The 26,389-nt window shown below is 68.6% G+C and carries 24 protein-coding genes and 1 other RNA gene; 21 read left to right on the top strand and 4 right to left on the bottom strand.

The annotated features are described in order from the left end of the window. Positions 1-57: 57 nt before the first annotated feature. Entirely contained in the window at positions 58-852 is a 795-nt protein-coding gene (locus tag ASF65_RS10150) for a GH25 family lysozyme (protein WP_055888512.1), read from the bottom strand. Between the two features lie 198 nt (positions 853-1,050). Here ASF65_RS10150 and ASF65_RS20825 point away from each other — a divergent pair, with 198 nt between their 5' ends. The 17 genes from ASF65_RS20825 to murB all read left to right on the top strand — a co-directional run bounded on the left by ASF65_RS20825 (position 1,051) and on the right by murB (position 18,363). Then, a complete protein-coding gene (locus ASF65_RS20825) occupies positions 1,051-1,275 on the top strand; it encodes a hypothetical protein (protein ID WP_082505384.1) in 225 nt (74 codons plus the stop codon). A 155-nt stretch (positions 1,276-1,430) separates the two neighbouring features. Beyond that, positions 1,431-2,147 carry a DnaJ family molecular chaperone gene (locus ASF65_RS10140; RefSeq protein WP_055888508.1) on the top strand — a complete coding sequence of 239 codons (717 nt, stop codon included), beginning with the start codon at positions 1,431-1,433 and terminating at the stop codon, positions 2,145-2,147. Then, entirely contained in the window at positions 2,144-2,899 is a 756-nt protein-coding gene (locus ASF65_RS10135) for an N-acetylmuramoyl-L-alanine amidase (RefSeq protein ID WP_055888506.1), read from the top strand. Before ASF65_RS10140 ends, ASF65_RS10135 begins: the two co-directional genes overlap by 4 nt. A gap of 189 nt (positions 2,900-3,088) precedes the next feature. Then, positions 3,089-3,631, top strand: a complete 543-nt coding sequence (locus ASF65_RS10130; RefSeq protein WP_055888504.1) for a transglycosylase SLT domain-containing protein — start codon at positions 3,089-3,091, stop codon at positions 3,629-3,631. Between the two features lie 65 nt (positions 3,632-3,696). Next, positions 3,697-4,089, top strand: an RNA gene (gene rnpB / locus ASF65_RS11430) — RNase P RNA component class A. Positions 4,090-4,593: 504 nt separating this feature from the next. Continuing rightward, complete coding sequence (gene mraZ, locus ASF65_RS10125; protein WP_055889096.1) at positions 4,594-5,055, top strand: division/cell wall cluster transcriptional repressor MraZ; 462 nt, start codon at positions 4,594-4,596, stop codon at positions 5,053-5,055. Further along, positions 5,052-6,089 (top strand): 16S rRNA (cytosine(1402)-N(4))-methyltransferase RsmH, encoded by a 1,038-nt coding sequence (rsmH, locus tag ASF65_RS10120; RefSeq protein ID WP_055888502.1) that lies wholly within the window; start codon positions 5,052-5,054, stop codon positions 6,087-6,089. Before mraZ ends, rsmH begins: the two co-directional genes overlap by 4 nt. A 3-nt stretch (positions 6,090-6,092) precedes the next feature. Next, positions 6,093-6,449 (top strand): hypothetical protein, encoded by a 357-nt coding sequence (locus tag ASF65_RS10115; protein WP_055888501.1) that lies wholly within the window; start codon positions 6,093-6,095, stop codon positions 6,447-6,449. Further along, complete coding sequence (locus ASF65_RS10110; RefSeq protein ID WP_055888500.1) at positions 6,446-8,170, top strand: penicillin-binding protein 2; 1,725 nt, start codon at positions 6,446-6,448, stop codon at positions 8,168-8,170. The genes ASF65_RS10115 and ASF65_RS10110 overlap by 4 nt, the downstream gene beginning before the upstream one ends. A 115-nt stretch (positions 8,171-8,285) precedes the next feature. Further along, positions 8,286-9,734, top strand: coding sequence for a UDP-N-acetylmuramoyl-L-alanyl-D-glutamate--2,6-diaminopimelate ligase (locus ASF65_RS10105; protein WP_055888499.1), 1,449 nt, complete (start codon positions 8,286-8,288; stop codon positions 9,732-9,734). Then, positions 9,731-11,203 (top strand): UDP-N-acetylmuramoylalanyl-D-glutamyl-2,6-diaminopimelate--D-alanyl-D-alanine ligase, encoded by a 1,473-nt coding sequence (locus tag ASF65_RS10100; RefSeq protein ID WP_055888498.1) that lies wholly within the window; start codon positions 9,731-9,733, stop codon positions 11,201-11,203. Before ASF65_RS10105 ends, ASF65_RS10100 begins: the two co-directional genes overlap by 4 nt. Before the next feature lie 3 nt (positions 11,204-11,206). After that, positions 11,207-12,289, top strand: coding sequence for a phospho-N-acetylmuramoyl-pentapeptide-transferase (mraY, locus tag ASF65_RS10095; protein ID WP_055888497.1), 1,083 nt, complete (start codon positions 11,207-11,209; stop codon positions 12,287-12,289). Positions 12,290-12,297: 8 nt separating this feature from the next. Further along, on the top strand, positions 12,298-13,692 hold the full coding sequence (gene murD, locus ASF65_RS10090) for a UDP-N-acetylmuramoyl-L-alanine--D-glutamate ligase (RefSeq protein WP_055888490.1): 1,395 nt from the start codon (positions 12,298-12,300) through the stop codon (positions 13,690-13,692). A gap of 3 nt (positions 13,693-13,695) precedes the next feature. Next, entirely contained in the window at positions 13,696-14,862 is a 1,167-nt protein-coding gene (gene ftsW, locus ASF65_RS10085) for a putative lipid II flippase FtsW (protein WP_055888488.1), read from the top strand. A 9-nt stretch (positions 14,863-14,871) separates the two neighbouring features. After that, positions 14,872-15,975, top strand: a complete 1,104-nt coding sequence (gene murG / locus ASF65_RS10080; RefSeq protein WP_055888486.1) for an undecaprenyldiphospho-muramoylpentapeptide beta-N-acetylglucosaminyltransferase — start codon at positions 14,872-14,874, stop codon at positions 15,973-15,975. 31 nt (positions 15,976-16,006) lie between these two features. Next, positions 16,007-17,419, top strand: a complete 1,413-nt coding sequence (gene murC, locus ASF65_RS10075; protein WP_055888484.1) for a UDP-N-acetylmuramate--L-alanine ligase — start codon at positions 16,007-16,009, stop codon at positions 17,417-17,419. Beyond that, a complete protein-coding gene (gene murB / locus ASF65_RS10070; protein WP_055888482.1) occupies positions 17,416-18,363 on the top strand; it encodes a UDP-N-acetylmuramate dehydrogenase in 948 nt (315 codons plus the stop codon). The genes murC and murB overlap by 4 nt, the downstream gene beginning before the upstream one ends. Before the next feature lie 9 nt (positions 18,364-18,372). On the opposite strand, the gene ASF65_RS10065 is transcribed toward murB, so the two are convergent. Next, positions 18,373-19,488: a metallophosphoesterase gene (locus tag ASF65_RS10065; protein WP_055888480.1), complete on the bottom strand. Its 1,116-nt coding sequence runs from the start codon at positions 19,486-19,488 to the stop codon at positions 18,373-18,375. 185 nt (positions 19,489-19,673) lie between these two features. Here ASF65_RS10065 and ASF65_RS10060 point away from each other — a divergent pair, with 185 nt between their 5' ends. After that, positions 19,674-20,552, top strand: coding sequence for a cation transporter (locus tag ASF65_RS10060; protein WP_244486609.1), 879 nt, complete (start codon positions 19,674-19,676; stop codon positions 20,550-20,552). 10 nt (positions 20,553-20,562) lie between these two features. Here the strand turns inward: ASF65_RS10060 and ASF65_RS10055 are convergent, their stop codons facing one another. Both ASF65_RS10055 and ASF65_RS10050 read right to left on the bottom strand, forming a co-directional pair. Continuing rightward, positions 20,563-22,473, bottom strand: a complete 1,911-nt coding sequence (locus tag ASF65_RS10055; RefSeq protein ID WP_055888478.1) for an EAL domain-containing protein — start codon at positions 22,471-22,473, stop codon at positions 20,563-20,565. Next, positions 22,470-22,970, bottom strand: a complete 501-nt coding sequence (locus tag ASF65_RS10050) for a molybdopterin-dependent oxidoreductase (RefSeq protein ID WP_156369243.1) — start codon at positions 22,968-22,970, stop codon at positions 22,470-22,472. The genes ASF65_RS10055 and ASF65_RS10050 overlap by 4 nt, the downstream gene beginning before the upstream one ends. Before the next feature lie 272 nt (positions 22,971-23,242). On the opposite strand from ASF65_RS10050, the gene ASF65_RS10045 reads away from it, so the two are divergent. The 3 genes from ASF65_RS10045 to ftsA are packed head-to-tail and all read left to right on the top strand — an operon-like array spanning position 23,243 to position 26,378. Continuing rightward, complete coding sequence (locus ASF65_RS10045) at positions 23,243-24,166, top strand: D-alanine--D-alanine ligase (RefSeq protein WP_156369242.1); 924 nt, start codon at positions 23,243-23,245, stop codon at positions 24,164-24,166. After that, positions 24,154-25,053, top strand: coding sequence for a cell division protein FtsQ/DivIB (locus ASF65_RS10040; protein WP_055888472.1), 900 nt, complete (start codon positions 24,154-24,156; stop codon positions 25,051-25,053). Before ASF65_RS10045 ends, ASF65_RS10040 begins: the two co-directional genes overlap by 13 nt. Then, complete coding sequence (gene ftsA / locus ASF65_RS10035) at positions 25,050-26,378, top strand: cell division protein FtsA (RefSeq protein ID WP_055888470.1); 1,329 nt, start codon at positions 25,050-25,052, stop codon at positions 26,376-26,378. Before ASF65_RS10040 ends, ftsA begins: the two co-directional genes overlap by 4 nt. Positions 26,379-26,389 lie beyond the last annotated feature (11 nt).

The following is a 26,389-nucleotide window of genomic DNA, read 5'->3' as shown; positions in this document are numbered from 1 at the left end:
TCCTCGGTTGTTCGGGTTCGCCGCCTTTGACGGGCCAAATGGGGCGGTTTGAGGAAGTCAGGCGGCCGGGCGGTGCGCCCGCAGCCAGGTCTCCCAGTCGGCCTTGGTGCCGGAGAAGGCGTTACGGTCCACCTCGCCGGAGACCCCCGGCACCGTGCCGGTCGCGGTCCACTGCCAGAAACGCCAGTCCTCGCGCCCGGCGTAGTTGACGCTCGGATGGTCCTTCACGCCGCGCAGCCAGAACTGATGCTTCGGGAAGGTGCCGATAAGGCGGTCGCGGTGGATGTCGATCGGGGCATAGATGATGGGGCGCACGCCGTAGTGCTTCTCGAGCGTGTCCATGAAGGCGGTCATCTCGCGCACCATCTCCTCGCGCGGCGGGCGGCGCGTGCAGGTCGGCGAATCCGGCGTCCATTCGACGTCGAGGACCGGAGGCAGGGCGGCCGGGTCGCGCGGCACGTTCTCGATGAACCAGCGGGCCTGTTCCGCGCCCGACCGACACCAGTAGAAGAAGTGGTAGGCGCCGCGCGGCACGCCCGCCGCGCCCGCCGCGTCCCAGTTGCGGCGGAAGGCGGAATCCACCCGGTCGCCCCCCTCGGTCGACTTGATGTAGGCGAAGGCGACGCCGCCCGCGCGCACCGTGTCCCAGGCGATCTTGCCCTGGTACTTCGACACGTCGATGCCGTGGACGGGATAGTGGTGCGGCTGCGTGCCGGCGACGCCGGTCAGGCCGAGGTCGACGGGATCCAGGGAGGCGCTTCGGCATCCGGCAACGGCGAGCGCCGCTCCGACGACGAGGAGGACGCGCGAGCCGAAGGCGGCCCGCGACAGAAGGCGTTGTATCGCGCGCATGCGTCTTCCCGTTGGCGTCGAAGTGGCCGGAGCCCGGCGGGACCTTCCCGTTGCAGCCTTGCGCCAGCCTGTCACCGACCACGGACAGCATGCGGCCGCAACGTATGTTTCATCACGTCTTGCGGCGTGAACTGATGAAATTGAACCCATCGGGGATTGGCTCGTTATGCCGGCAGTGACAACCAACGGAGACGATCCATGCGTTCCCTGACCCTCGCCATCGGCGCCCTGTCCATGCTCGCGCTGGGCGCGTGCTCGGACAACAAGAGCTCGTCCACCACCACCCCGGCCGCGACGACCACCACGACGACGCCTGCCACGGGCACGGCGACGACGCCGGCGACCGGCAGCTCAATGGCACCCGCAACCGGCACCGCGACGACGCCCGCGACCGGCACCACGGGAACCACGACCACGCAGTAATTCGCGTCTTTCCGCGCGATCGACAGGGCCCGCGCCGCGCAGCGCGGGCCTTTTCATGCGTTCGTCCGGCAGAGTGCGACAGGATCTTTGAGCCGCCCGCCGCGATCGGATAGAACGGCGGGGACTCGCCCAACCGGCGGCAGGACCCGGCTTTCATGTCCATCTTCTCGACGCTCGCTCAGCTTTTCCGTGATTTCGCCGCCACCGGTGCGGAGGCGATCGAAGCCATCGTCGAGCGCGTGCGCTCGGCCTATTCCGGTGATCGCGAGACGCGCCGGCGCGTGGCCTTCTCGGTTGCGATGATCGCGCTCTCGGCGAAGATGGCGAAGGCCGACGGTGTCGTCAGCCAGCGCGAAATCCGTGCCTTTCAGGAGATCTTCAAGATCCCGCCGGAGGAGGTCGGCAATGTCTTCCGACTCTACGATCTGGCGCGCCGCGACACGGCCGGCTTCGAGATCTATGCCGCCAAGATGCGGGGACTGTGCGACGGGGGGCCGGGCAACTGCGCGCTTCTTGGCGACGTCCTCGACGGCCTCTTTCACATCGCGGGCGCCGACGACACCATCCACGAGCGGGAGCTGGAGTTCCTCGCGCGAGTCGCCGAAATCTTCGGGATGACCGAGACGGAGTTCGAGCGCGTGAAGGCGCGGCACGTCCAGTCCGGCCCGGAGGGGGCCTTCGCGGTCCTCGGCGTGCGGCCGACCGACCCGCCGGAGGTGATCCGGCGGCGTTATCTCGAGCTCGTCAAGGAGAACCACCCCGACCGGCTGGCCGCGCGCGGCGTGCCGGACGAGTTCATGGCGATCGCGACCGAGCGGATGAAGGCGATCAACGCCGCGTGGTCGCTGGTGGGCCGGGTCGCGATGACATGACGCCGGACAGCACGCTCGTCGACCAGGTCGTCGCCTCGCCCCATCATGACGCACGGCGCAACGGCGCGTCGCCGGATATCCTCCTCCTGCACTATACGGGTATGGTCAGCGGCGAGGCGGCGCTGCGTCGCCTGTCCGGCGTGGACGGCGAGGTGTCGTCCCACTACCTTGTCGAGGAGGATGGGTGCGTCTTCCAGCTGGTGCCGGAAAGCCGGCGCGCCTGGCACGCGGGGGTTTCCTGGTGGCGCGGCCGCGACGACGTCAACTCCCGGTCGATCGGCATCGAGATCGTGAACCCCGGACATGAACACGGCTACCGCGCCTTTCCACCCGCGCAGGTGGCGGCGGTGATTGAATTGTGTCGCGATTGCGTCGCGCGCTGGTCGATCGCGCCACAAAGTGTGCTCGCACACTCCGACGTCGCACCCACCCGCAAGGAGGATCCCGGCGAACTCTTTCCGTGGGATCAACTTTTTGCGGCGGGGGTTGGCCACTGGACCGAGCCCGCTAGGGCGACCGGCGGTCGCTTCCTGGCGATGGGGGACAGCGGGCAACCCGTCGAGGCCTATCAGGGGCTGCTCGCAGCTTACGGATATTTTCAGGACATCACCGGAACCTTCGACGAAGCAACGCGTTTCAACACGTTTGCCTTTCAGAGGCACTTCCGGCCCGGCCGGGTCGACGGGATCGCCGACATGGGGACGATCACGACCCTTCACCGGTTGCTGACGAGCCTGCCGTCGATCCTCTAGAGAATGTATGGCCGGCTTACGGCCGTCTCGAATTATTTCAGCCTGACATGTTCCGTGATCGCCGCGACACATTGGCGGTGGATTCCTCCGGCAGAACCTCCCTCGTCATCGCCGCCGCGTATTCGGGCGGCTTTTGAGGGGGCCGGTTGCTCGTCCGTTCGACGCGCGCCGACAATCCACGGAACCAAAATGAACCGACTGCCTGCCGCGGCCTGCGCCGCGACGCTTCTGCTTGCCCAGATTTCTGCCGCTCAAGCCGATACCGCTTCATCCACGTCCCTGGCGCCCGTCGCCGAACCGTCCATCTCCGAGCAGAAGCCGACCGATCCGGTCGAGGACACGAACGACACGCTGGGCTCGCGCCCGTTCGCCGACATCATCGCCCGCGAGGCGAAGGCCAACGATATCCCCGTCGAGCTCGCCCATGCGATCGTCTCGGTGGAGAGCAACTACAAGGTCGAGGTGACCGGCCGGGCCGGCGAGATCGGCCTGATGCAGATCAAGCCCGCGACCGCGCGGGACATGGGCTTCGAGGGGGACTCGAGCGATCTCTACAACCCCGCGGTCAACATCAAGTACGGCATGAAGTATCTGGCGGGCGCCGAACGGCGTGGCGGCGGGACGCTTTGCGGCACGATCCTCAAGTACAATGCCGGGCACTATTCCAAGCGCATGAACCCGACCTCGGCGCGCTACTGCCAGAAGGTCAAGACGGTTCTCGCCTCGCTCTGATCCGTCCTCGCGATCGGGCCGTCGGCGCTTGACAGCGCCCGGCCGCCGGGCGACACCGCCCGCAGCCAGCCGGCCGGGCGACCGCTGCCGCAATCGTCGAAAGACGGCGGGGGAGGAAAGTCCGGGCTCCAAGGAGGAACGGTGCCGGGTAACGCCCGGCGGGGGTGACCCCAGGGACAGTGCCACAGAGAGCAGACCGCCTCGCCGCCTTCGGGTCGCGAGGTAAGGGTGAAAGGGTGGGGTAAGAGCCCACCGCGCGGCCGGCAACGGTCGCGGCATGGTAAACCCCACCGGGAGCAAGACCGAATAGGGACGACGTGGCGGGTAACCGCCGGCCCGCTCCGGGCCAGTCGTCCGGGTAGGTTGCACGAGGCGCCGCGCGAGCGGCGTCCCAGAGGAATGGTCGCCGCACGGCTTCGGCCGTCGCACAGAACCCGGCTTACAGGCCGGCTGGCTCTTCGACCTCCCGGCTCATGGGATGAGCCCCCACCGCAACCTCGGGATGCCGAGGGCGCCCTCGGGTTGCCGGCGTCCGCGCACCCATCTGCGGCTCGTCCAGGCAGCCGATAGCGTAGCGCCCCGAGACGGCAACCGTTCCCTTCGCAAACATTTCGAGCGCGACTTTGCTGCAACGCGGCAGGCTGCGTCGCGCCAGTTTTCGGTTTTTTAAGCGATTGTTTTTGCTGACTTAATGTCTCTGCGGCCCCGGCGCGCAAGGGGTCCGGAGCCGGTGTCGAGTGGGGTGATCCCATTGACCCCCATACGAGCCCATGTTATCCCAAAATTCACATTCGAAGGCCCGTTCAGGGCCGATTCCGAGCATGCCAGGGCCTCGTTCGATCGCTTGAGATCGGATCAACCGCGCAACCATAGGTTGCTTGGATGGGCCTTGTCGTGCCCGTTTCGGCGGGGCGGGTGTGGTGGAAGGGCTGGTGCCGGGCGGGGTGTGGGGTTCGCAGTTGGTGGAGCGGTTTCTTTCCAATGCGATCAACAACATCGACGCCAAGGGTCGCGTGTCGGTTCCGGCTCACTTCCGTCAGGTCCTTGCCGGCCGCGGGGTGCGGGAACTCTACGCCCTCCAGGCGATCGGGCATCCGGCGATCGACGTCGGCGGCGTCGATCTCCTGGAGCGCTACGAAGCCCGCATGGCCGCCGAGGATCCCTTCGGCGAGGACTACGCCGACATGTCGCTCTTCGCCTATGGCGACGGGGCGTTCCTGAAGTTCGATGGCGAGGGGAGGATCATGGTGACCGATTTCATCCGCTCGCACACGGGCATCAGCGACCGCGTCGCCTTCGTCGGGCGCAACCACTTCTTCCAACTCTGGGAGCCATCCCAGTTCGAAGCCTATCGGGCTGAAGCGAGGGCGCGGCTCACCGCGCGCCGCCAGGGCCGAGGCGCGTTCGAGAGTACACCGGAATGATGGCGGACCACGGCTCGGCCCTCGTGCCGGCCGGTGGCGGACCGGTCCGCCACGTTCCGGTGCTTCTCGACCCCGTTCTTCAGGCGCTCGACCCCAAGCTGGGCGAGCGCTTCGTCGACGGCACGTTCGGCGCGGGCGGCTATTCCGCGGCGATCCTCGACCGCGGCGCCAGCGTTCTCGGCATCGACCGCGATCCGACGGCGATCGAGGGGGCGAAGCCGCTTCTCGAGCGCTACCCCGGCCTGTCGCTCCATCCCGGCCGCTTCGGCGACCTCAGGGCGATCGCGGCCGAGCGCGGCGAGGCGCCGTTCGACGGCGTGGTGCTCGACATCGGCGTCTCCTCCATGCAGATCGATGATGCCGAGAGGGGCTTCTCGTTCCAGAAGGACGGGCCGCTCGACATGCGCATGAGTCGCTCCGGCCCGAGCGCTGCCGACGTTGTCAATCGCTTCAAGGTGGGCGATCTCGCGCGCATCCTGAACTTCCTCGGCGAGGAGCGGCAGGCGGGCCGGATCGCACGCGCCATCGAGGCGCGCCGCGCCGAGCGCCCGTTCGAGCGCACGCTCGATCTCGCCGGTCTCGTCGGCAAGGTGGTCGGCCGCTCGCACAAGGACCGGATCGACCCGGCGACGCGCACCTTCCAGGCCCTGCGCATCTTCGTGAACGACGAGCTCGGCGAGCTCGTGCGCGCGCTGGTGGCCGCCGAGCATGTGCTGAAGCCGGGCGGCCGGCTCGTCGTGGTGACCTTCCATTCGCTGGAGGATCGCATCGTGAAACGCTTTCTCCGCGACCGCTCGGAGGCGGCGTCAGGTTCGCGCCATTTACCGGATGTTCAGCATAAGGACGTCACATTCGAGGCTCGCAACAAGGCCGTGACGGGCGACGAGCGGGAGATCGCTCTCAATCCTCGCGCACGATCGGCCAAGTTGCGGGCCGCCATCCGAACCGCGCTTCCGCCCCGGCGGGATGCGGAGGCGACGGCCTTCGTCGATCTGCCATCCCTTGCGGACCTGCCGCCGTCCGGAGCTGCCTGACCCATGCTGAAGACGCTCGACGTCCTTCTCGTCGCCATCGTCCTCGTCGTCGCGACGTGGACCTTCGGCCAGAAGTATCAGGCCGAATCGCTCGAGCACGAGGTGATGCTGCTCGACCGAAAGATCGCGCAGGAGCGCGAGACCATGCAGCTGCTCGAAGCCGACTGGAGCCTCCTCAACCAGCCGTTCCGCCTCGAGGCGCTGGCGCGCAACTTCGACGCCGTCCTGCAGCTGAAGCCGGTCGAGCCGCAGCAGATCGTCGAGCCGAACCAGCTTCCCGCCGTGCCCGCGCCCCCGGCTCCCGAGGAGGCCGCGCACAGCTCCAAGATCGCATCCGCCAGCCAGGGCCGCATTCGATGAAAGCCTTGCGCAAGCTTTTCTCCGGCCTCGGGCTGACCGCTGCCGCCGCGCCCGCCACGACCGCAACGGGCCTTCGTCGCCGCCGCGTCGAGGCGCCGCGCAACAAGCCGCGCTTCGTCATCGCGACGGGCCTCTTCTGCGCGATCTACCTCGTGATCGGCGGCCGCCTCGTCTATCTCGGCACCCAGTCCGACCCGAACGACACCTACCGCTCGGCCGCGGGGCAGGGGCCGGTGACGCGCCCCGACCTTCTCGACCGCAACGGCGAGGTGCTGGCGACCGACATCAAGACCGCCTCGCTCTTCGCCGAGCCCAAGCGCATCGTCGACGCGGACGAGGCGACGGAGTCGCTCCTCACCGTCCTGCCGGACCTCAATCCGAAGATCCTGCACGCGCGCCTGTCCTCCAAGGCCGGCTTCGCGTGGCTGAAGCGCGAGCTGACGCCACGCCAGCAGCAGGAGATCATGGCGCTCGGCATTCCCGGCATCGGCTTCCGGACCGAGAAGAAGCGCTTCTACCCCGGCGGCCCGACCGCAGCCCACATCGTCGGCGTGACCAACGTCGACAACCAGGGCATCGCCGGCATGGAGAAGTATGTCGACGACGCGGGCTTCCGCGATCTCCAGCAGCTCGGCTTCGCCGGCAACGACAAGCTGGAGCCGGTCAAGCTGTCGATCGACCTGCGCGTCCAGCACATCGTGCGCGACGAGCTCGTCGCCGCCATGGCCAAGTACAAGGCGATCGCGGCCGGCGGCCTCGTCATGGACATCCAGACCGGCGAGATCATCGCCATGGCCTCGCTGCCGGACTACGACCCGAACTTTCCGGGCGACGCGCTGAAGAAGGAAAACCTCAACCGTATCTCGGCCGGCACGTTCGAGATGGGCTCCACCTTCAAGATCTTCACGACCGCGATGGCGCTGGATTCCGGGCTCGTGCGCTACAACGACGTGTTCTCGACGACGCCCTTCCGCGTCGCCGGCTTCACGATCAAGGAGTTCCACGGCAAGGGCCGCCCGCTCTCGGTGCCCGAGATCTTCGAGTACTCCTCGAACGTCGGTTCGGCCCGCGAGGCGGACCTCGTCGGCATCGAGGGGCACAAGGAGTTCCTGACGCGCATGGGCCTCCTGTCGCGCATCAAGACCGAACTGCCCGAGACGGCGATGCCGACGCAGCCCAAGCAGTGGAAGAAGATCAACTCGATGACGATCGCCTTCGGGCACGGCGTCTCGACGACGCCGCTGCAGACGGCGGTGGCCGCGGCCGCGATCGTCAACGACGGCTGGTACGTGCCGCCGACCTTCCTGCCGCGCACGAAGGAAGAGGCGGACAAGATCAAGGTGAAGGTCCTCAAGGACCAGACCTCGGCCGAGATGCGCGAGATCTTCAAGCTGAACGGCGTGTCGGGCTCGGGCAAGAGCGCCAACCCGCCGGGCTACCATGTCGGCGGCAAGACGGGCACGGCGGAAAAGGTCGTCGCCGGGCGCTACTCCAAGGACATGCGCTTCAACGCCTATGTCGGCGCCTTCCCGATCGAGAAGCCGCGCTATCTTGTGCTCTCGATCATCGACGAGCCGAAGAAGGAAGAGGGCAAGTACGCGGCGACCGCCGGCTACAATGCCGCGCCGATGGTCGGCAACATCGTGCGCCGCGCCGCCACCTTCCTCGACGTGAAGCCGGACTTCGGGGAAACGGGCAAGTCGCTCCTCGTGTCGTACTGACGTCAAAATGCTTCAACAGGCTCGCTCCGTGTTCTACAGGACGAGCCCACGAGACGAACCCGGGCAAGCCGGCGGGCCATCCGCCGGCTTTTCCATGCGATGCGGAAGATGGTGAATGAAGCTTTGCGATCTGGCCGAGGACCTCGCCACGGGGCCTAGCGATGAAACGGTCGACATCACCGGCCTGACGTCGGACTCGCGGGAGGTGCGGCCCGGCATGCTGTTCGCCGCGCTCGCCGGCACCAAGGGCGACGGCGCGGCCTTCGTCGGGGATGCGGTCTCGCGCGGCGCGGCGGCCGTCCTCCTGCCGGTCGGCGTCGATGCCGCGCCGGCGGTTCCCGTCCTTCGCAGCGGCGACGCACGCCGCTCGCTCGCCCGCATGGCCGCCCGCTTCTACGGCCGCCAGCCCGACCATGTCGTGGCGGTGACCGGCACCAGCGGCAAGACCTCGATCGCCGCCTTCACGCGCCAGATCTGGACGATGTGCGGCCTAAAGGCCGCTTCGATCGGCACGACCGGCGTCGTCTCGCCGACGCGCGACGAGTACGGCTCGCTGACGACGCCCGAGCCGGTGGCGCTCGCTCGGCTGATGGCGGAACTCGCCGACGAGGGCGTGACCCATGCGTCGATGGAGGCGTCGAGCCACGGCCTCGACCAGCGCCGGCTCGACGGCGTGGAACTGAGGGCTGCTGGCTTCAGCAATCTCGGCCGCGACCACATGGACTACCACCCGACGGTGGACGACTACTTCCGCGCCAAGATGCGCCTTTTCGATACGCTGCTGCCGAAGGGCGCGCCGGCCGTGATCTACGCCGACGACCGCTGGTCGGCCGCCGCCACGGAGGCTGCGCAGCGGGCCGGCGCCACCGTGATGACGGTCGGCAGCAACGGCGGCTTTCTGAAACTGAAGCGGCTGGAGCACGAGCGTCATCGGCAGGTCGCCGAAATCGAGGCGGCGGGCAAGCTCTACCGCATCGTGCTGCCGCTCGCCGGCGAGTTCCAGATGGCGAACGCGCTGGTCGCGGCGGGCCTTGCGATCGCAACGGGCCGCAACGTCGACGACGTCCTGCCGGCGCTGGAGCACCTGAAGGGTGCGCCGGGTCGCCTCGATCTCGCCGGCACGACGGCCGACGGGGCGCCGGTCTTCGTCGACTACGCCCACAAGCCCGAGGCGCTGGAAAACGTCCTGTCGTCCGTTCGCCCCTTCACCACGGGCCGCGTCATCCTCGTGTTCGGCTGCGGCGGCGATCGCGATCGCGGCAAGCGCCCGATCATGGGCGAGATCGCCCAACGGCTTGCCGACGTGGTGATCGTCACCGACGACAACCCGCGCTCCGAGGTGCCGGCCGCGATCCGCGCGCAGATTCTGGCCGCCGTGCCGGAGGCCGAGGAGATCGGCGACCGCCGCGCCGCGATCCGCCGTGCGGTGGAGCAGGCGCGGGCGGGGGACACGGTGATCATCGCCGGCAAGGGCCACGAAAACGGCCAGACGGTCGGCGCGGACACGCTGCCCTTCTCGGACCATGAGGAAGTGCGCGCCGCGATCGCGGAGGCGGCCCGATGAGCGCGCCGCTCTGGACCGGCGAGGCGCTGGCCGCCGCGACCGGCGGGCGGCCCATCGGTGCGATGCCGGCGGCGGTCACGGGCGTGTCGATCGACACCCGCACGCTCCAGCCGGGCGAGGCGTTCTTCGCCATCAAGGGCGACGCCTTCGACGGCCACGCGTTCCTGCGTCAGGCCGCAGCGGCGGGCGCCTCGATGCTGGTGGTGGCCGAGAAGAAGCTGCCGGCACTCGGCGCGATCGGCCTGCCGATCGTCGTCGTCGACGACGTGTTGAAGGCGCTGGAGCGCCTCGGCTCGGCGGCGCGCGACCGCTCCGCGGCCCGCATCGTCGCGGTCACCGGCAGCGTCGGCAAGACCACGACCAAGGACGCCCTGCGCCACGTGCTCGGCGATCAGGGCACGGTGCACGCCTCGGCCGCATCGTTCAACAACCACTGGGGCGTGCCGCTGACGCTGGCGCGCCTTCCCGCCGACGCGCGCTTCGCCGTGTTCGAGATCGGCATGAACCACCCGGACGAGATCCGGCCTCTGGTGAAGCTCGTGCGCCCGCACGTCGCGGTCATCACGCTGATCGCCGCCGCCCATCTCGGCTTCTTCAAGAGCCTCGAGCACATTGCCGAGGCCAAGGCCGAGATTTTCGAAGGCGTCGTGCCCGGCGGCACCGCGGTCCTCAATGCCGACGATCCGATGACGGCCTATCTCATCCAGGCCGCGCAGGCGGCTGGCGTCACGCGCATCACGACCTTCGGCGAGGAGGAGACCGCGGATTATCGACTAGCCGGCTTCCGGCCTTCGGCGTCCGGCTCGCGCATCGTGGCGCGCATCGACGGGACGCAGGTCGAGGTCCAACTCGGCTCGGGCGGCCGTCACCTCGTTCAGAACGCGCTGGCGGTGCTTGGCGCGGCCGATCTTCTGGGCGCCGATGTCGAGCAGGCGGCGAAGTCCCTCAGCTCCTGGCGCGCTGGCAAGGGGCGCGGCGAGCGCCACGTCCTGCCGCTTCTGGGCGGCAGCGGCGAGTGGACGCTGATCGACGAGAGCTACAACGCCAACCCCGCCTCGATGCGCGCGGCGCTCGCGCTCCTGGCGCAGGGCGCGCCGGGTCCGAGCGGCCGGCGTATCGCCGTTCTCGGAGACATGCTGGAGCTCGGCGAGTTCTCGAGCGATCTCCATGCCGAGCTCGCCGGCCCGATCCTCGACGCCCATCCCGATCTCGTGCTCCTTTGCGGCCCCGAGATGAAGGGGCTCGACGGGGCGCTGGAGCGCCTCGTGCGCCACGAGTGGTTCGCCTCGCCCGACGAGCTTCGCGAAAGCCTCGTCCGGCATCTTCGCCAGGGCGACGTCGTGATGGCGAAGGCCTCGAAAAGTATCGGTTTTTCCAAGATCGTGGACGATCTGATCCGCATCCACACCCCGTCCGCCGAGGCGGCGTCCGGCATGTCCGCCCCTTCCGATCTCGGCCAGGGAGCCTGATCCATGCTGTCCTATCTCGCCACGCTCGCCGACGACGCGCAGCTCTTCAACGTCTTCCGCTACATCACCTTCCGCACCGGCGGGGCGATGATCACCTCGTTCATCGTGGTGTTCCTGTTCGGCCCGGCAATCATCGCGAACCTGCGCCTGCGGCAGGGGCGGGGACAGCCGATCCGCGCTGACGGTCCGCAGACGCATTTCAAGAAGGCCGGCACGCCCACGATGGGCGGCCTGATGATCCTCTCGGGCTTCCTCGTCGCGACGCTCCTCTGGGCCGAGCTCACCAACCTCTACGTCTGGATGGTGCTGCTGGTCACGATCGGCTTTGGCTCGATCGGCTTCTACGACGACTATCTCAAGGTGACGAAGCAGAGCCACAAGGGTTTCTCCGGCAAGTCGCGCCTCGGGCTGGAATTCCTGATCGCCCTCGCCGCCGGCGTCATGGTGATCTTGGCGCAGCAGGGGTCGTTCGCGAGCTCGCTCTCGATCCCCTTCTTCAAGTCGCTCCTGATCGACCTCGGCTGGTTCTATGCCGCCTTCGCCGCCTTCGTGATCGTCGGAGCCGGCAATGCCGTCAACCTGACGGACGGGCTCGACGGTCTGGCGATCATGCCGATCATGATCGCGGCGGCCGCCTTCGGCCTGATCGCCTATCTCGCTGGTAATACCAACTTCGCCAACTACCTGCAGATCCACTACGTCGCCGGCACCGGCGAACTCGCGGTCGTCTGCGGTGCGGTGATCGGCGCGGGCCTCGGCTTCCTGTGGTTCAACGCGCCGCCCGCCGCGATCTTCATGGGCGACACCGGGTCGCTCGCGCTCGGCGGCCTCGTCGGCGCCATCGCGGTCGCCACCAAGCACGAGCTGGTGCTCGTCGTGATCGGCGGCCTCTTCGTGATCGAGGCCCTGTCGGTCATCATCCAGGTCAGCTGGTTCAAGATGACGGGCCGCCGCGTCTTCCTGATGGCGCCGATCCACCACCATTTCGAGAAGCTCGGCTGGACCGAGAGCCAGGTCGTCGTCCGCTTCTGGATCATCGCCCTCCTCCTGGCCTTCGTCGGCCTGTCCACGCTCAAGCTGCGCTGAGGCTCGGGATGATCGCCGCCCACACGTTCAAGGATCGCAACGTCGCCCTGTTCGGTCTCGGCGGATCGGGGCTGGCGACGGCCCGTTCGCTGCAGGCCGGCGGCGCGCGTCTCACCGCGTTCGACGACAATCCGAAGAGCGTCGAGGCCGCGCGGGCCGAGGGCATCCCGACCGGCGACCTGCACGATCTCGACTGGGCGGGCGTCGAGGCGCTGGTCCTGTCGCCCGGCGTGCCGCTGACGCACCCCAAGCCCCACTGGGCCGCCGATCTCGCCAATGCCGCCGGCGTGCCGGTGATCGGCGACATCGAAATCTTCGTGCGCGAGCGCCAGACGTCGACGCCGCGCGCGCCCTTCGTCGCCATCACCGGCACCAACGGCAAATCGACCACCACGGCCCTGATCGCGCATTGTCTCAAGGCGTCGGGCCGCGACACGCAGCTCGGTGGCAATATCGGCGTCGCCGTGCTGACGCTGGAGCCGCCCCGGCCCGACCGCTTCTACGTGGTCGAATGCTCGTCCTACCAGATCGACCTCGCACCCTCGATCGCCCCGACGGTCGGCATCCTCCTGAACCTGACGCCCGACCATCTCGACCGCCATGGCACGATGGAGAACTACGCCGCGATCAAGGCGCGCCTGCTGCAGGAAGCGGGCACCGCGGTCATCGGCGTCGACGACGACTACTGCACCGGCATTGCCGACTGGCACGAGAGCGAAGGCAACGTCGTGGTGCGCATCTCCAAGGAGCGGGCGCTCGACGACGGCGTCTATTTCGCGGACGGCGAGGTGCGTGTCTCGGAAGGGGGAGCGGTCAAGGCGCGCTTTCCGCTCGCCGGGATCGGCTCGCTGCGCGGGCGTCACAACGGGCAGAACGCCGCCGCCGCCGTCGCGACGCTGACGGCGCTCGGCCTGTCGGACGACGAGATCATGGAAGGCCTTCGGTCCTTTCCGGGCCTTGCCCATCGCATGGAAGAGGTCGGGCGACGCGCCAAGGTGCTGTTCGTCAACGATTCCAAGGCGACCAACGCCGATGCCGCCGCGCCCGCGCTCGGCAGCTTCGAGCGCATTCACTGGATCGCCGGCGGCCTGCCGAAGGACGGTGGCATCGCCTCGCTGGAGCCGCTCTTTCCGCGGGTCGCGAAGGCCTACCTCATCGGCGAAGCGGCCCCGTCCTTCGCCGCCGCTCTTGGTGAACGAATTCCTTACGAAATTTCCGGTACGCTGGAGGTTGCGGTCGAGGATGCGGCGCGCGACGCGGGCCGCACGGGCGAGAACGAGGTCGTCCTCCTGTCGCCGGCCTGCGCGAGTTTCGACCAGTTCCGCAATTTCGAGGTGCGTGGCGACACGTTCCGCCAGCTTGTGGCCGCGCTGCCCGCGACCGAACCGTCTTCGAAGGGATGAGCCATGTCGAGCCGCGCCAAGAAGGGCCTGATCACGGACTGGTGGTGGTCCATCGATCGCTGGTTCCTCGCCGCCTTCCTGATCCTGATGATCGGCGGCATGGTGCTCTCCTTCGCGGCGAGCCCGCCGGTGGCCGAGAAGATCGGGCTTGAGCCGTTCCACTTCGTGAAGCGGCACGCGCTGTTCCTGTTCCCCTCGATCGCCGTGATGCTGGCGACCTCGCTGCTGACGCCGCGGGGCGTGCGCCGCATGTCGATCATCATGCTGGCCGGCTCGCTGGTCGTCATGGTCATGGCGCTGTTCTTCGGCATGGAAGTGAAGGGCGCGCGGCGCTGGATGGACTTCGGGCCCCTCAGCGTGCAGCCGTCGGAGTTCATGAAGCCGGCCTTCGTCGTCACCTGCGCCTGGCTCTTCGCCGAGCGCTCGCGCCGCCCCGACGTGCCGGGCAATCTCTTCTCGATCATGCTGCTGCTCGTGGTCACGGCCCTTCTCGTCGCGCAGCCGGACCTCGGCCAGACGATCCTGACCTCGGCCACCTGGAGCTGCATGTTCTTCATGGCCGGCCTGTCGTGGGTGTGGATCGCGCTGCTCGGCGGCGTCGGCGTCGTCGGCTTCCTCGGCGCCTATACGGTCTTCCCGCACGTCGCCTCGCGTATCGACCGCTTCCTCACAGGCGAGGGCGACACATACCAGACCGACACGGCGCGCGAGGCGATCCTGTCGGGCGGCTGGTTCGGCCAGGGGCCGGGCGAGGGCACGATCAAGCGCATGCTGCCCGACAGCCACACCGATTTCGCCTATTCGGTGATCGCCGAGGAGTTTGGCATCGTCTCCTGCATGGCGCTCTCGGCGGTGTTCTGCTTCGTCGTCATCCGCGGCCTGTCGATCGCCTTCAACCAGCGCGACACCTTCAACCGCCTCGCCATCTCGGGCCTCGTGATGCTCTTCGGCCTGCAGTCGATCATCAACATGGCGGTCAACCTCCACCTCATGCCCGCCAAGGGCATGACGCTGCCGTTCATCTCCTACGGCGGTTCGTCGATGATGGCGGTCGCGATCTCGGCCGGCTTCGTGCTGGCGCTGACGCGCAAGCGCGCCGAGAACGTATCGCAGACCGATCGGCTGTTGGAGCGCACGCTTGCCTTCCAGGCGCCTTATCCCGCGCGCTAGAACGTCGACATGACCCAACCCATCTTCCTGTGCGCCGGCGGGACCGGCGGCCACCTGTTTCCCGCCGAGGCGCTGGCGCACGAGCTGCACGCGCGCGGCCACACCGTGCACCTCGTGACCGACGAGCGGGCCGGGCGCTATGCCGGCAGCTTCCCGGCCGACGAGACGCATGTCGTGCCCTCCGCCACCTTCGGCTCGAAGAACCCGGCCGCCGTCCTGCGCTCGGGGTTGAAGCTCTGGAGCGGCTATCGCGGCGCGATCGCGCTGATGAAGCGGCTGCGGCCGGCGGCCGTCGTCGGCTTCGGCGGCTATCCGACCATCCCGCCGATGATGGCGGCGGTGCAGCTCGGGCTTCCGACCGCGATCCACGAGCAGAACGCCGTGATGGGGCGCGCCAACAGGTTCCTGTCGACACGGGTGCGCCGGATCGCGGCCGGCATCCCACAGTCCGAGGCCGAGGGCGCGGTCGCGGCCAAGATCACCGTCACCGGCAATCCGGTGCGCCCCGCTGTGCTCGATGCCGCCGCCACGCCCTATCGGCCGAGCCGCGAGGGCGAGCCGTTCGAGCTCGTCGTCTTCGGCGGCAGCCAGGGCGCGAGCTATTTCTCCGATGCGGTGCCGGCGGCCGTGAAGCTGATGCCGGCCGGCCTCCGCGCCCGGCTGCGCGTGACGCAGCAGGCCCGCGCCGAGGACGAGGCGAAGGTCGTCGCCGCCTATCGCGAGATCGGCATCCCCGCCGACGTCTCGCCCTTCTTCAAGGATATGGCGGCCCGCATTGCCAAGGCGCATCTCGTGGTCAGCCGCGCCGGCGCGTCGACGGTTTCCGAACTGTCGGTGATCGGGCGTCCCTCGATCCTCGTGCCATACCCGTATGCGCTCGACCACGACCAGGCGGCCAATGCGGCGCGTCTCCAGTCGGCGCACGGGACCATCGTCTCGAAGCAGACGGACCTCACGCCCGAGCGCCTTGCCGGCCTCACCACCATGATCGCCAACGATGCCGACAAGGCCGAGGTCATGGCGCAAGCCGCCAGGGGCGAGGGCATTCCGGAAGCCGCGCGGTTGCTTGCCGATCTCGTCGCGTCTATGCCGGACGCCGCCGCAAGGCGCTGATCGTTCAACGAAAAGACCAGAGGAGCCGGCCATGAAGATGCCGCCCAATATCGGCCCGGTGCATTTCATCGGCATCGGCGGCATCGGCATGAGCGGCATCGCCGAGGTGCTGGTCAACCTCGGCTACACCGTGCAGGGCTCCGACGCCTCGGAGAACGCCAACGTGCAGCGCCTGCGCGAGAAGGGCGTGACCGTCCATATCGGCCACGCCGCCGAGAACCTGGGGTTGGCCGAGGTCGTCGTCGTCTCCACGGCGATCAAGCGTTCCAACCCCGAGCTGTCGGCCGCGCGCGAGCGGCTGCTGCCGATCGTGCGCCGCGCCGAGATGCTGGCCGAGCTCATGCGCTTCCGGCAGGCGATCGCCATCGGCGGCACGCACGGCAAGACCACGACGACCTCGATGGTGGCGACGCTGCTCGACGCCGGTGGCATGGACCCGACCGTCGTCAACGGCGGCATCATCAACGCCTACGGCACCAACGCCCGCATGGGCGAGGGCGAGTGGATGGTGGTCGAGGCCGACGAGAGCGACGGCACCTTCCTGAAGCTGCCCGCCGACGTCGCGGTCGTCACCAACATCGATCCCGAGCACCTCGACCACTACGGCACCTTCGACAAGGTGCGCGCGGCCTTCCGCGCCTTCGTCGAGAACGTGCCCTTCTACGGCTTCGCCGTTATGTGCCTCGACCACCCGGAGGTGCAGACGCTGGTCTCGGAGATCGAGGACCGGCGCATCATCACCTATGGCGAGAACCTGCAGGCCGACGCCCGCTTCCAGAACGTGCGCGCCGAAGGGCCGCGCTCGACCTTCGACGTGACGATCCGCGACCGCATCACCGGCGCGACCACGGCGATGAAGGACCTCGTCCTGCCGATGCCCGGCCGGCACAACGTGTCGAACGCGACGGCCGCCGTCGCCGTCGCCCACCGCATCGGGATCACCGAGGAGGCGATCCGCAAGGGGCTCGGCGGCTTCGGCGGCGTCAAGCGCCGCTTCACCCACACCGGAACGGCGCTCGGCATCGACATCTACGACGACTACGGTCACCATCCGGTCGAGATCCGCGCCGTGCTGTCGGCCGCGCGCTCGGCCGCCTCGGGCCGCGTCGTCGCCGTGGTGCAGCCGCACCGCTACACGCGCCTCCAGTCGCTGTTCGCTGATTTCGCCGCCTGCTTCAACGACGCCGACACGGTGATCCTCGCGCCGGTCTACTCGGCCGGCGAGGAACCGATCGACGGCGTCGATTCCGTGATGCTGGCCGAGCGCCTGCGCCTCGGCGGCCATCGCGACGCGCGGCTGATCGACGGCCCTGCAGAGCTCGCGCCGCTCGTCCATCGCGTGGCGGAGGCCGGCGACATGGTCGTGTGCCTCGGCGCCGGCAACATTACGGCCTGGGCCTACGCGCTGCCGAAGGAACTCGAGGCGCTGGGGCGGGGGGCTTGAGCGAGCTCTTCGCCGCGCTCTCCGATCCCGCCCTCGGCCTGCGCGGCAAGCTGCAGGCCGGGGCGGACCTCTCCAAGATCACCTGGTTTCGCACCGGCGGCCCGGCGGACCTGATGTTCCAGCCGGCCGACGAGGCGGACCTCGCACGCTTCCTGGCGGCGCTGCCGGCCGAGGTGCCGCTGACCGTCGTCGGCATCGGCTCCAATCTCCTGATCCGCGACGGCGGCATCGGCGGCGTCGTGCTGCGGCTGCCGGCCAAGGGCTTCGGCGAGGTCGAGGCGATCGGCGAGGGGCGCATCCGGGCGGGCGCGGCGGCGAGCGACAAGCGCGTGGCGGCGGTGGCGCTCGACGCGGGGATCGGCGGCTTCCACTTCCTGCACGGCATTCCCGGCTCGATCGGCGGCGCGATCCGCATGAACGGCGGCGCCAACGGGGTCGAGACGGCCGATCGCCTCGTGGAGGCGCGCGCGCTCGACCGGCAAGGCCGAATGCACATCCTCACCAGATCCGAGATGGGCTTCTCCTATCGCCACGCCGACGCGCCCGAGGACCTGATCTTCGTCTCGGCGGTCTTCGAGGGGCCGGAGAGCCCCAAGGACGAGATCCGCCGCGCGATGGACGAGGTGCAGCATCACCGCGAGACCGTGCAGCCGGTGCGCGAGAAGACGGGCGGCTCGACCTTCAAGAACCCGCCGAGCATCTCGGCCTGGAAGGAGGTCGATCGTGCGGGCTGCCGCGGCCTTCGGATCGGCGGCGCCGAGATGTCGGCGCTCCACTGCAACTTCATGCTGAACGTCGGCGACGCGACGGGGCACGATCTCGAGCTTCTCGGCGAGACGGTGCGCGAGCGGGTCTTTCAAACGAGCGGCATTCTCCTCGAATGGGAGATCAAGCGCCTCGGCCGTTTTGCTGAGGGCGCCGAGGTCCGGCCCTTCAGCCCGTAGAGGCCGGGCCTACCATTTCAGGCCGTTCTTGTTGGGTCCGAGCTGGCCGCCGGGGATCCCGCGGCCCGGCCACGGCCCGACCGAATGGATGTCGCGGCCGAGCGCGAAGGCATCGCTCCGGCGCGGACGCTCGCGCGGCGGGCGGACGAGGATGTCGACATGGTCGGTGTCCTCGGTGCCGCTCGAGGATCGCGCGGTGACGCTCAGGCGATGCAGCCCCGGCTCGACCGCGCCGGACGGCGCGACCCAGGCGGCGCCTTCGTGCGACAGCGCGATCTCGCGCTCGCCGAGGCGCGCCGACACGGACGCGACGTCGGAGCCGAACACGCGGGCGCGGATCGTGAACTCGCCCTCCGGCACCTGATCGCGGGACTGCGGATCGGTCATCAGCCGGAGATCGGAGGGCGAGGTGACCAGCACGAAGGGCCAGGGCGCGTCGAGCGGCTTGAAGCGCCAGCTGACAGCATCGCCATCCACCGCGCCGATCGAGAAGCCGGGACCGCCGGCCTCCTCGATCTCGCCGGTGGACCGCGTCGCCGCGTAGACGACGCGCCCGTCGTTGAGGAGTTCGTTGTAGTGCGTGTGGCCGGTGCCGACGAAGCGCACGTTCCCCGATGCGAGGAGCGAGGCGACCTCCTCGGTGCCGGCGCGCAGGTCGCCGGGATAGGCGTGCATGAAGACGACGACGGCGTGCCCGGCCGCGTCGGCGGCGTCGAGTTCGCGGCGCAGCCAGAGGGTCTGCTTCGGGCCGAGGCGGAAGTCCGGGCCGCCGCTTCCTGCCGAGACGATGTCGAGAAAGAGGACGCGCGTCTCGCCGGCCGTGATCGCGTAGGGGAGGGGTTGGCGCGCGAGGTGGCGGTAGAAACCGTCGAGGTCGCCGGCCTCGAAATCATGGTCGCCGGGGATCGCATGCAGCGGAATGCCGAGCGGTGCCACGGCTTCTGCGATCCGCTGGAACTGCTCCTCGGTCGCATGGTTGGCGTTGTCGCCGGGCAGCACCGCCAGATCGACCTGCCCGACAAGGTTCTCGCGAGCGGACGACACGAGCTGCCGGAAGACGTCGAGGCTTGCCCAGCCGTCCTGCTCGCAGACATGCAGGTCGCCGAACTGCAGCCAAGTGATCATCGCCGATCCCCGTTTTCACCAACGCGTGATCGCGTCCGGCTGCCGAACCGCTGACGCTACGTTAGGTTCCGGAGCAACGCCTTCGCGGCCTGTTTTCAGGGACGCGAAGGCGATAGGGGATCGACGATCCGCCGACCCGATATGCGAGTGTGACGATGACTGCCGCGACGCGAGAACAAGCCGCCTTGAAGCGATCGATCGCCGCGACCCTCGTGGTCGGGGCGTCGGGCGTCGTGTTCGGCGTCCTGTCGGGATCGCTGTCGATCGCCTTCGACGGCATGTTCTCGGTGGTGGACGCGTCGATGACGGGCATGGCGCTCCTCGTCTCGCGACTCATCGCCCGGCAGACGAGCGGCCGGTTCCAGCTCGGCTTCTGGCACCTCGAGCCGATCGTGCTCCTGTTCAACGGCGGGCTTCTGTCGCTTCTGTCGCTCTATGCGTTCGTCAACGCGGCGGGGACGCTGCTGTCGGGCGGGCGTCCGCTGGAGTTCGGATGGGCGATCGCCTATGCCGCCGTGATCGTGGCGATCTGCCTCGCGATGTTCGTGATCGGGCGCCGTCAGAACCGCGAGATCCGGTCCGAGCTCCTCGCGCTCGACGTGAAGGGCTGGGCGATGGCGGGGTCGATCACCGCGGCGCTTCTCGTCGCCTTCGTGATCGCGGCGCTTCTGCAGGGCAGCGCCTACGAACGCTGGACGCCCTATGTCGACCCGGCGGTGCTGGCGATCCTGACGCTCTGCCTCATCCCGGTGCCGCTGCGCACCGTCTTCGACGCCTTGAAGGACATCTTCCTCGTCGCGCCGCCGGAGCTCGATGCCAAGGCCCGCGCTGTCGCCGCCGATATCGTGACGCGTCACGGCTTTCGCGAGGTGCGCACCTATGTCGCCAAGGTCGGGCGCTCGCGCACGCTGGAATTCCATTTCGTCGTGCCGCACGACCACCCGCGCCAGTCGCTCGCCGACTTCGACCGCGTGCGCGAGGAGGTCGCCGAAGCGATCGGCGGCGATCCGCGCGATCGCTGGCTGACGGTGGCCTTCACCGCCGACCCGAAATGGGTGGACTGACGCCGGGCGTTCAGGCGGCCGAGACGTTGGCGACGACGAGGGGGACCCGGTCGAGGCTTTCGCGTGCGATGCGCTTCAGGACGTCGTCCGGGCGGAGCGGCCGGTCGAAGTGGTAGCCCTGCCCGTAGTGGCTGCCCGCCCGGCGCACGGTCGCCAGCTCGTCCGGAGTCTCGACTCCTTCGGTGACGATGCGAAGGTCGAGCACTTCGGCGAGCGAGCAGACGGTGGCGATGATCGCGTGCCCGCCGACGCCGACCCCTTCGCCGCGCAGGAAGCACTGGTCGATCTTGATCTTGTCGAAGGGGAAGCGCTGGAGGTAGCTCAAGGAGGCGTAGCCGGTTCCGAAGTCGTCGAGCGAGACGCGGCAGCCGAGCGCGCGCAACTGGTGCACGAGTTCCAGGACGGTCGCGTCGTCGACGATCAGCGTGCTTTCCGTGATCTCGATCTCGAGGCGGCAGGGCTCCAGACCGTTCTCCTCGAGCGCCGCGCGCGACTGGGCGATGAAGCTCTGGTCGAGAAGCTGCCGCGCCGACACGTTGACGGCGACATAGACGTCGGACGGCCAGCGGCTCGCCTCGCGGCAGGCCTCCTCGATCACCCAGCGCCCGATCGCCTCGATCTGGCCGCTGCGCTCGGCGATCGGAATGAATTCGGTGGGCGAGATCGATCCGAGTTCGGGGTGCTGCCAGCGCAGGAGCGCCTCGAAACCGACCGTGCGATCGTCGGAGAGATCGACGATCGGCTGGTAGACGAGCGAGAAGTCGCCGGCTGCGGCCGCGCGGCGCAGCGCGTCCTCGATCGCCTGCTCGCGCAGGAACGCCTGCTTCATCTCGGGCCGGAAGCGGCGATAGCGGCCGCGGCCCTCGCCCTTGGCGGCGTAGAGGGCGATGTCGGCATCGTTGAGGAGCATCGCGCCTTGGCTCGCCTCCTGCGCGCCGATGCCGATCGTCACGTTGGCCTGCACCTCGGTGCCCGCGACGCGGCAGGGCTCGTCCATGCTGGCGAGCACCGCGTCGGCGCATGACAGGCTTCGCGCTTCGGCCGCCTCGCCCGAGAAGACGATGGCGAACTCGTCGCCGCCGATCCGGGCGATCGTGTCCGCGTCGGCCCCGGCGGTGCGCAGTCGCGTCGCGAGCTCGACGATCACGCCGTCGCCGACGCTGTGGCCGAGCGTGTCGTTGATGGTCTTGAAATGATCGACGTCGACGAGGACGACGGCGGCCGGCTTGCCGTCGACCTTGCGCAGGTCCGCGTCGAAGCCGAGGCGGTTGGCGAGGCCCGTCAGCCCGTCGGTGCGCGAGATGCTGTCGAGCCGCCGGTTCTGGTGGAGGACGAAGCCGACCAGCACCATGCCGACGAGAACGAGGACGATCGTGACGGCCGTGACGATCGCCATGATCTGGCGCAGCGTCGTCTGGTTGCCGAGGACGATGTCGCCGGCCTCGCCATGGGCGCGCGAGGCCAGCCGCAGAATGGGCGTGGTGAGGGGCCCGAGAAGCTCGTAGGCCGCCTCGAGATTGGCGGTATCGGCCGGATCGGCGAGGAGGGGTTCGAGCCGTCTGAGCACGTCGGCGAGGCGGTCGCCCGTCTCGGTCAGCTGGTGGCGCGTCGCGAAGGCGTTGTCGCGGATGATCCCGAGCCGGTTCACCAGAATGTCGTGCCGAAGCTTGATCTGCGCGGGGTCGGCGCCTGCGATCACGTCCTTGAGGGCGACCTGGAGGCGCAGGATCTCGGCGGCGGTCTGCGAGTAGTCGAACGTGACGTTGTATTGCGACGCCTCGCTGATCTGGCGCTGGTAGCGCACCACGAGGATCGACGACACGACGACGAGCAGCGCGAGGACCGCGGTGACGCAGGTCAGACCATAGCTGACCTTGCGGACGCTCAAGGGGAAGGGCCGCGTGCCGACGCCTGCGATCATGGAGCGAGGTCGATCTCGGCGAGCTGCCACACGGCGCGGCTGTAGTAGGACTGGTGCTGGAGTTCCGTCCGGCTGTCGAACGGGAAGACGACGAAGACCGGGCCCTTGTCCTGCACCGTCATGGGCTCGCCGTTCATGCGCGTGGCGAGAAGTGCATCGCCGGAGACGAGATCGCCGGCCTTCGTGTCGACCACGTAGTCGTTCAGGGCCACCAGCTGCATCGAGCCTTCGGTCGAGGGCACGCCCATCGCCGCCAGGAAGTCGGAGACGGAGACGCCGGAGAATTCGACCGGACCGCTGTGCCAAGGCGTCGCGGTGCGGAAGCGCGTTTGCGGCAGGGCGTCGAGGTCTGCAAGGGTGAGCATGGCCGACCCGTCGGCTCCCGCACGCGCGAATTCGCCGCGCAGCGTCAGGATCGGCTCCCCCGCAGAGGCGGGGACGATCCATCCCGACAACGCGAGCGCGCCCATTCCCATCAGAAGAGTTCTGCGGTTCACGATTCGGCCTTTCCCTTGGGGGATGACCGGACGGTAACGCGAGGTCCTGAAGAAGACGTGAGTTTTCGACAGGAGTTATCGCGCCGCAACATCCATCAAGACTTCGCGGGATCTGCGGGCGCTGCCGCGCGCCCGTCGGTCGGCCAACCCTTAACGGCGCCTCACCAAACGGCCTTACGATTTTCTTGCAATCACCGCACTCGGTTAACCCCTGCTTAACCATCTGCGGGCGATGAATGGTTCCTGACCTTCAATGCATGGAATCCCGGTCGATGACCTCGCATGTCGCAGTGCTGTTCGGTGGCTTCTCGTCCGAAAGGCCGGTGAGCCTGTCGTCGGGCAAGGCCTGTGCCGACGCGCTCGAAGCGGAAGGCTTCCGCGTCACGCGCGTCGATGTCGGCCGCGACGTCGCGGCGGTGCTGAAAGACCTCGCGCCCGACGTCGCCTTCAACGCGCTGCACGGGCCCTTCGGCGAGGACGGGACGATCCAGGGCGTCCTCGAGTTCCTGCAGATCCCCTATACGCATTCGGGCGTCCTCGCCTCGGCGCTGGCGATGAACAAGGTGAAGGCGAAGACCATCGCCAAGGCCGCGGGCGTCCCCGTGGCCGACCACAAGATCCTCGACCGTCGTGCGGTCGCCAAATCCCACGTCATGGCGCCGCCCTACGTGGTCAAGCCGATCGCGGAAGGGTCGTCCTTCGGCGTGCTCATCGTGCGCGCCGACCAGGAGCATCCGCCCCAGCAGCTGCACGGCGCCGAGTGGACCTTCGGCGAAGAGGTCATGGTCGAGCGTTTCGTGCCCGGCCGTGAACTCACCTGCGCCGTGATGGGCGACGTGGCCCTGCCGGTCTGCGAGATCACGACCGAAGGCCACGCCTTCTACGACTACGATTCGAAGTACCTGCCGGGCGGCTCGCAGCACGTGATTCCGGCGCAGATTCCGCCCGCCATCGCCAAGCGCGTGCAGGAGGCGGCGCTGGCCGCCCATCGCGCCGTCGGCTGCCGCGGCGTGTCGCGCTCCGACTTTCGCTACGACGACCGCTTCGGCGAGAAGGGCGAACTGGTCTGGCTCGAGGTCAATACCCAGCCGGGCATGACGCCGACCTCGCTGGTGCCCGACATCGCGAAGGTCGCCGGCCACTCCTTCGGCGAGCTGCTCTCGTGGATGGTGAGGGACGCCTCATGCGGTCGCTGAACGACGCTCCGATGTTCCAGCGCGTCAACCCGATCGTGCTGCGCCTGCAGCGCCTGGGTCGCAAGACCGTGGTCTGGATCAAGAACGCGCGCGACCTGCCGCTGCCGCGTTTCCGCACGATCGCCGCCGGCCTGCTCGGCTCGACCGCGATCTACGGCATGGTCCTGGGCAGCCACACGACGGCCGTGATCGACGCGGTGGCCGAGCCGCTCGGCCTGTCGATCGAGACCGTGGACGTCACCGGATACGCCGAGACGAGCGAGATCGACGTTCTCCAGACGCTCTGGATGGCCGGCGCGCAGACGCTGCCGGCGCTGGACGTGACGGCCGCGCGCGAGGCGATCGAGGCGATGCCCTGGATTGAGAGCGCGACGGTCGAGAAGGAATATCCGAACCGCGTGAAGATCGCGCTGGTGGAGAAGAAGCCCTTCGCACTCTGGCAGCGGGACAAGGATCTCTGGATCGTCGACCACGACGGCCGGGAGATCGTGCCCTACGCGACGACCCGCTTCACCGACCTGCCCTTCGTGGTGGGCCCCGGCGCGGCGCGCGAGGCGGTCGACATCCTCGACAAGATGGCGCTCGTCCCCGAGCTCGACCAGCGGATCAAGGCCTATGTGCGCGTCGGTGACCGGCGCTGGGACCTGCGCCTCGACAACGGCGTCGTGATCCGCCTGCCGGAACTCGACCCGATCGAGGCGGCCGCGACCGTGATGCGCGTCGATCGCAACGAGGGGCTCCTCGCCCGGGACATCGTCTCGGTCGACATGCGCCTCGCCGACCGGATGGTCGTCAAGCTCACCCCCGCCGCCAAGGAGCGCTGGGACAAGGTTCTCAAAGAGCGCGACAAGCTCTGGAAGCAGGCTCAGAAGGAAAAGCCGGTATGAGCTTCTTCACCAAAACGACCGACGAACTGCCCCGGATCAAGAAGCCCTCGGACAAGCGCGTTCGCACCATCTCGGTGCTCGACGTCGGCTCCTCGAAGGTCACCTGCCTGATCGCCAAGCTGAAGCCGCGCCCGGAAAGCGAGGTCCTGCCGGGCCGCACGCACGTGGTCGAGGTTATCGGCATCGGCCACCAGCGCTCGCGCGGCGTGAAATCCGGCGTGGTGGTGGATCTCGAGGCGGCGGAGAAGTCGATCCGCTTCTGCGTCGACGCCGCCGAGCGCATGGCCGGACTGACCATCGAGTCGCTGATCGTGTCGGTCTGCGCCGGCCGGCTGAAGAGCCTGCGCGGCATGGCGCGGGTCGATGTCGAGGGCGCCGAGGTCGGCGACCTCGATCTCAAGCGTGTCCTCAACCAGGCCGCGCGTCTGCCGCTTCGCGACGGCCGCGTCGCGCTGCATCGCGTGCCGTTCGACCTGTCGCTGGACGGCGAAGGGAGCCTCGAGAACCCGGTCGGCATGACGGGCTCGGAGCTCGGCGCCGATCTCCACATCCTTTCGGCGGAGGAAACCCCGCTGCGCAACCTCGAAGCCGCGATCAACCGCGCGCATCTCGTGGTCGAGGCCTTCGTGGCGACGCCCTACGCGAGCGGCCTGTCGACGCTGGTCGACGACGAGGCGCTGATGGGTTCGGCCTGCATCGACATGGGGGCCGGCTCGACCACGATCTCGATCTTCCAGAACGGCCACTTCGCCTACGCCGACGCCGTGGCGCTCGGCGGCCATCACATCACCATGGATCTCGCGCGCGGCCTGTCGATCCGCCCCGAGCAGGCCGAGCGGCTGAAGGTGATGCACGGCAACGCCCTGCCGAGCATGATGGCCGACGGCGAGACCGTGTCGGTCGCCCCGCTCGGCGACGAGGCGCACGAGCAGCCGGTGCAGGTCTCGCGTTCCCTGATCGCCCGGATCATCCGTCCGCGCGTCGAGGAGACGCTGGAACTGATCCGCGACCGGCTGTCCGCCTCGAACCTCGGTCATGTGATCGGCAAGCGCGTGGTGTTGACCGGCGGCGCCAGCCAGCTCGCCGGTCTCTCGGAAGCCGGTCGCTCGCTCCTGAACCGAAACGTGCGCCTCGGTCGCCCGGTCGGCGTCGCAGGGCTTTCGGCCTCGAACAAGAGCCCGGCCTTCGCGACGGCGGTCGGATTGCTGATCTACCCGCAGGTCGCGGCCCTGGAGCACGTGCCCGAGCAGTCGATGATCGACTTCGCGCTCGACCCGCGCACGCGCGTCGGCCGTTTCGGTTCGTGGCTCCGGCAGAGTTTCTGACAAGCTTCGCG

Origin of the sequence: Aureimonas sp. Leaf324 (genome assembly GCF_001423245.1) — a bacterium.
Taxonomy (GTDB): domain Bacteria; phylum Pseudomonadota; class Alphaproteobacteria; order Rhizobiales; family Rhizobiaceae; genus Aureimonas.
The sequence above is the reverse complement of the archived record's forward strand: the minus strand, read 5'-3'. Positions and strand labels throughout refer to the sequence as shown.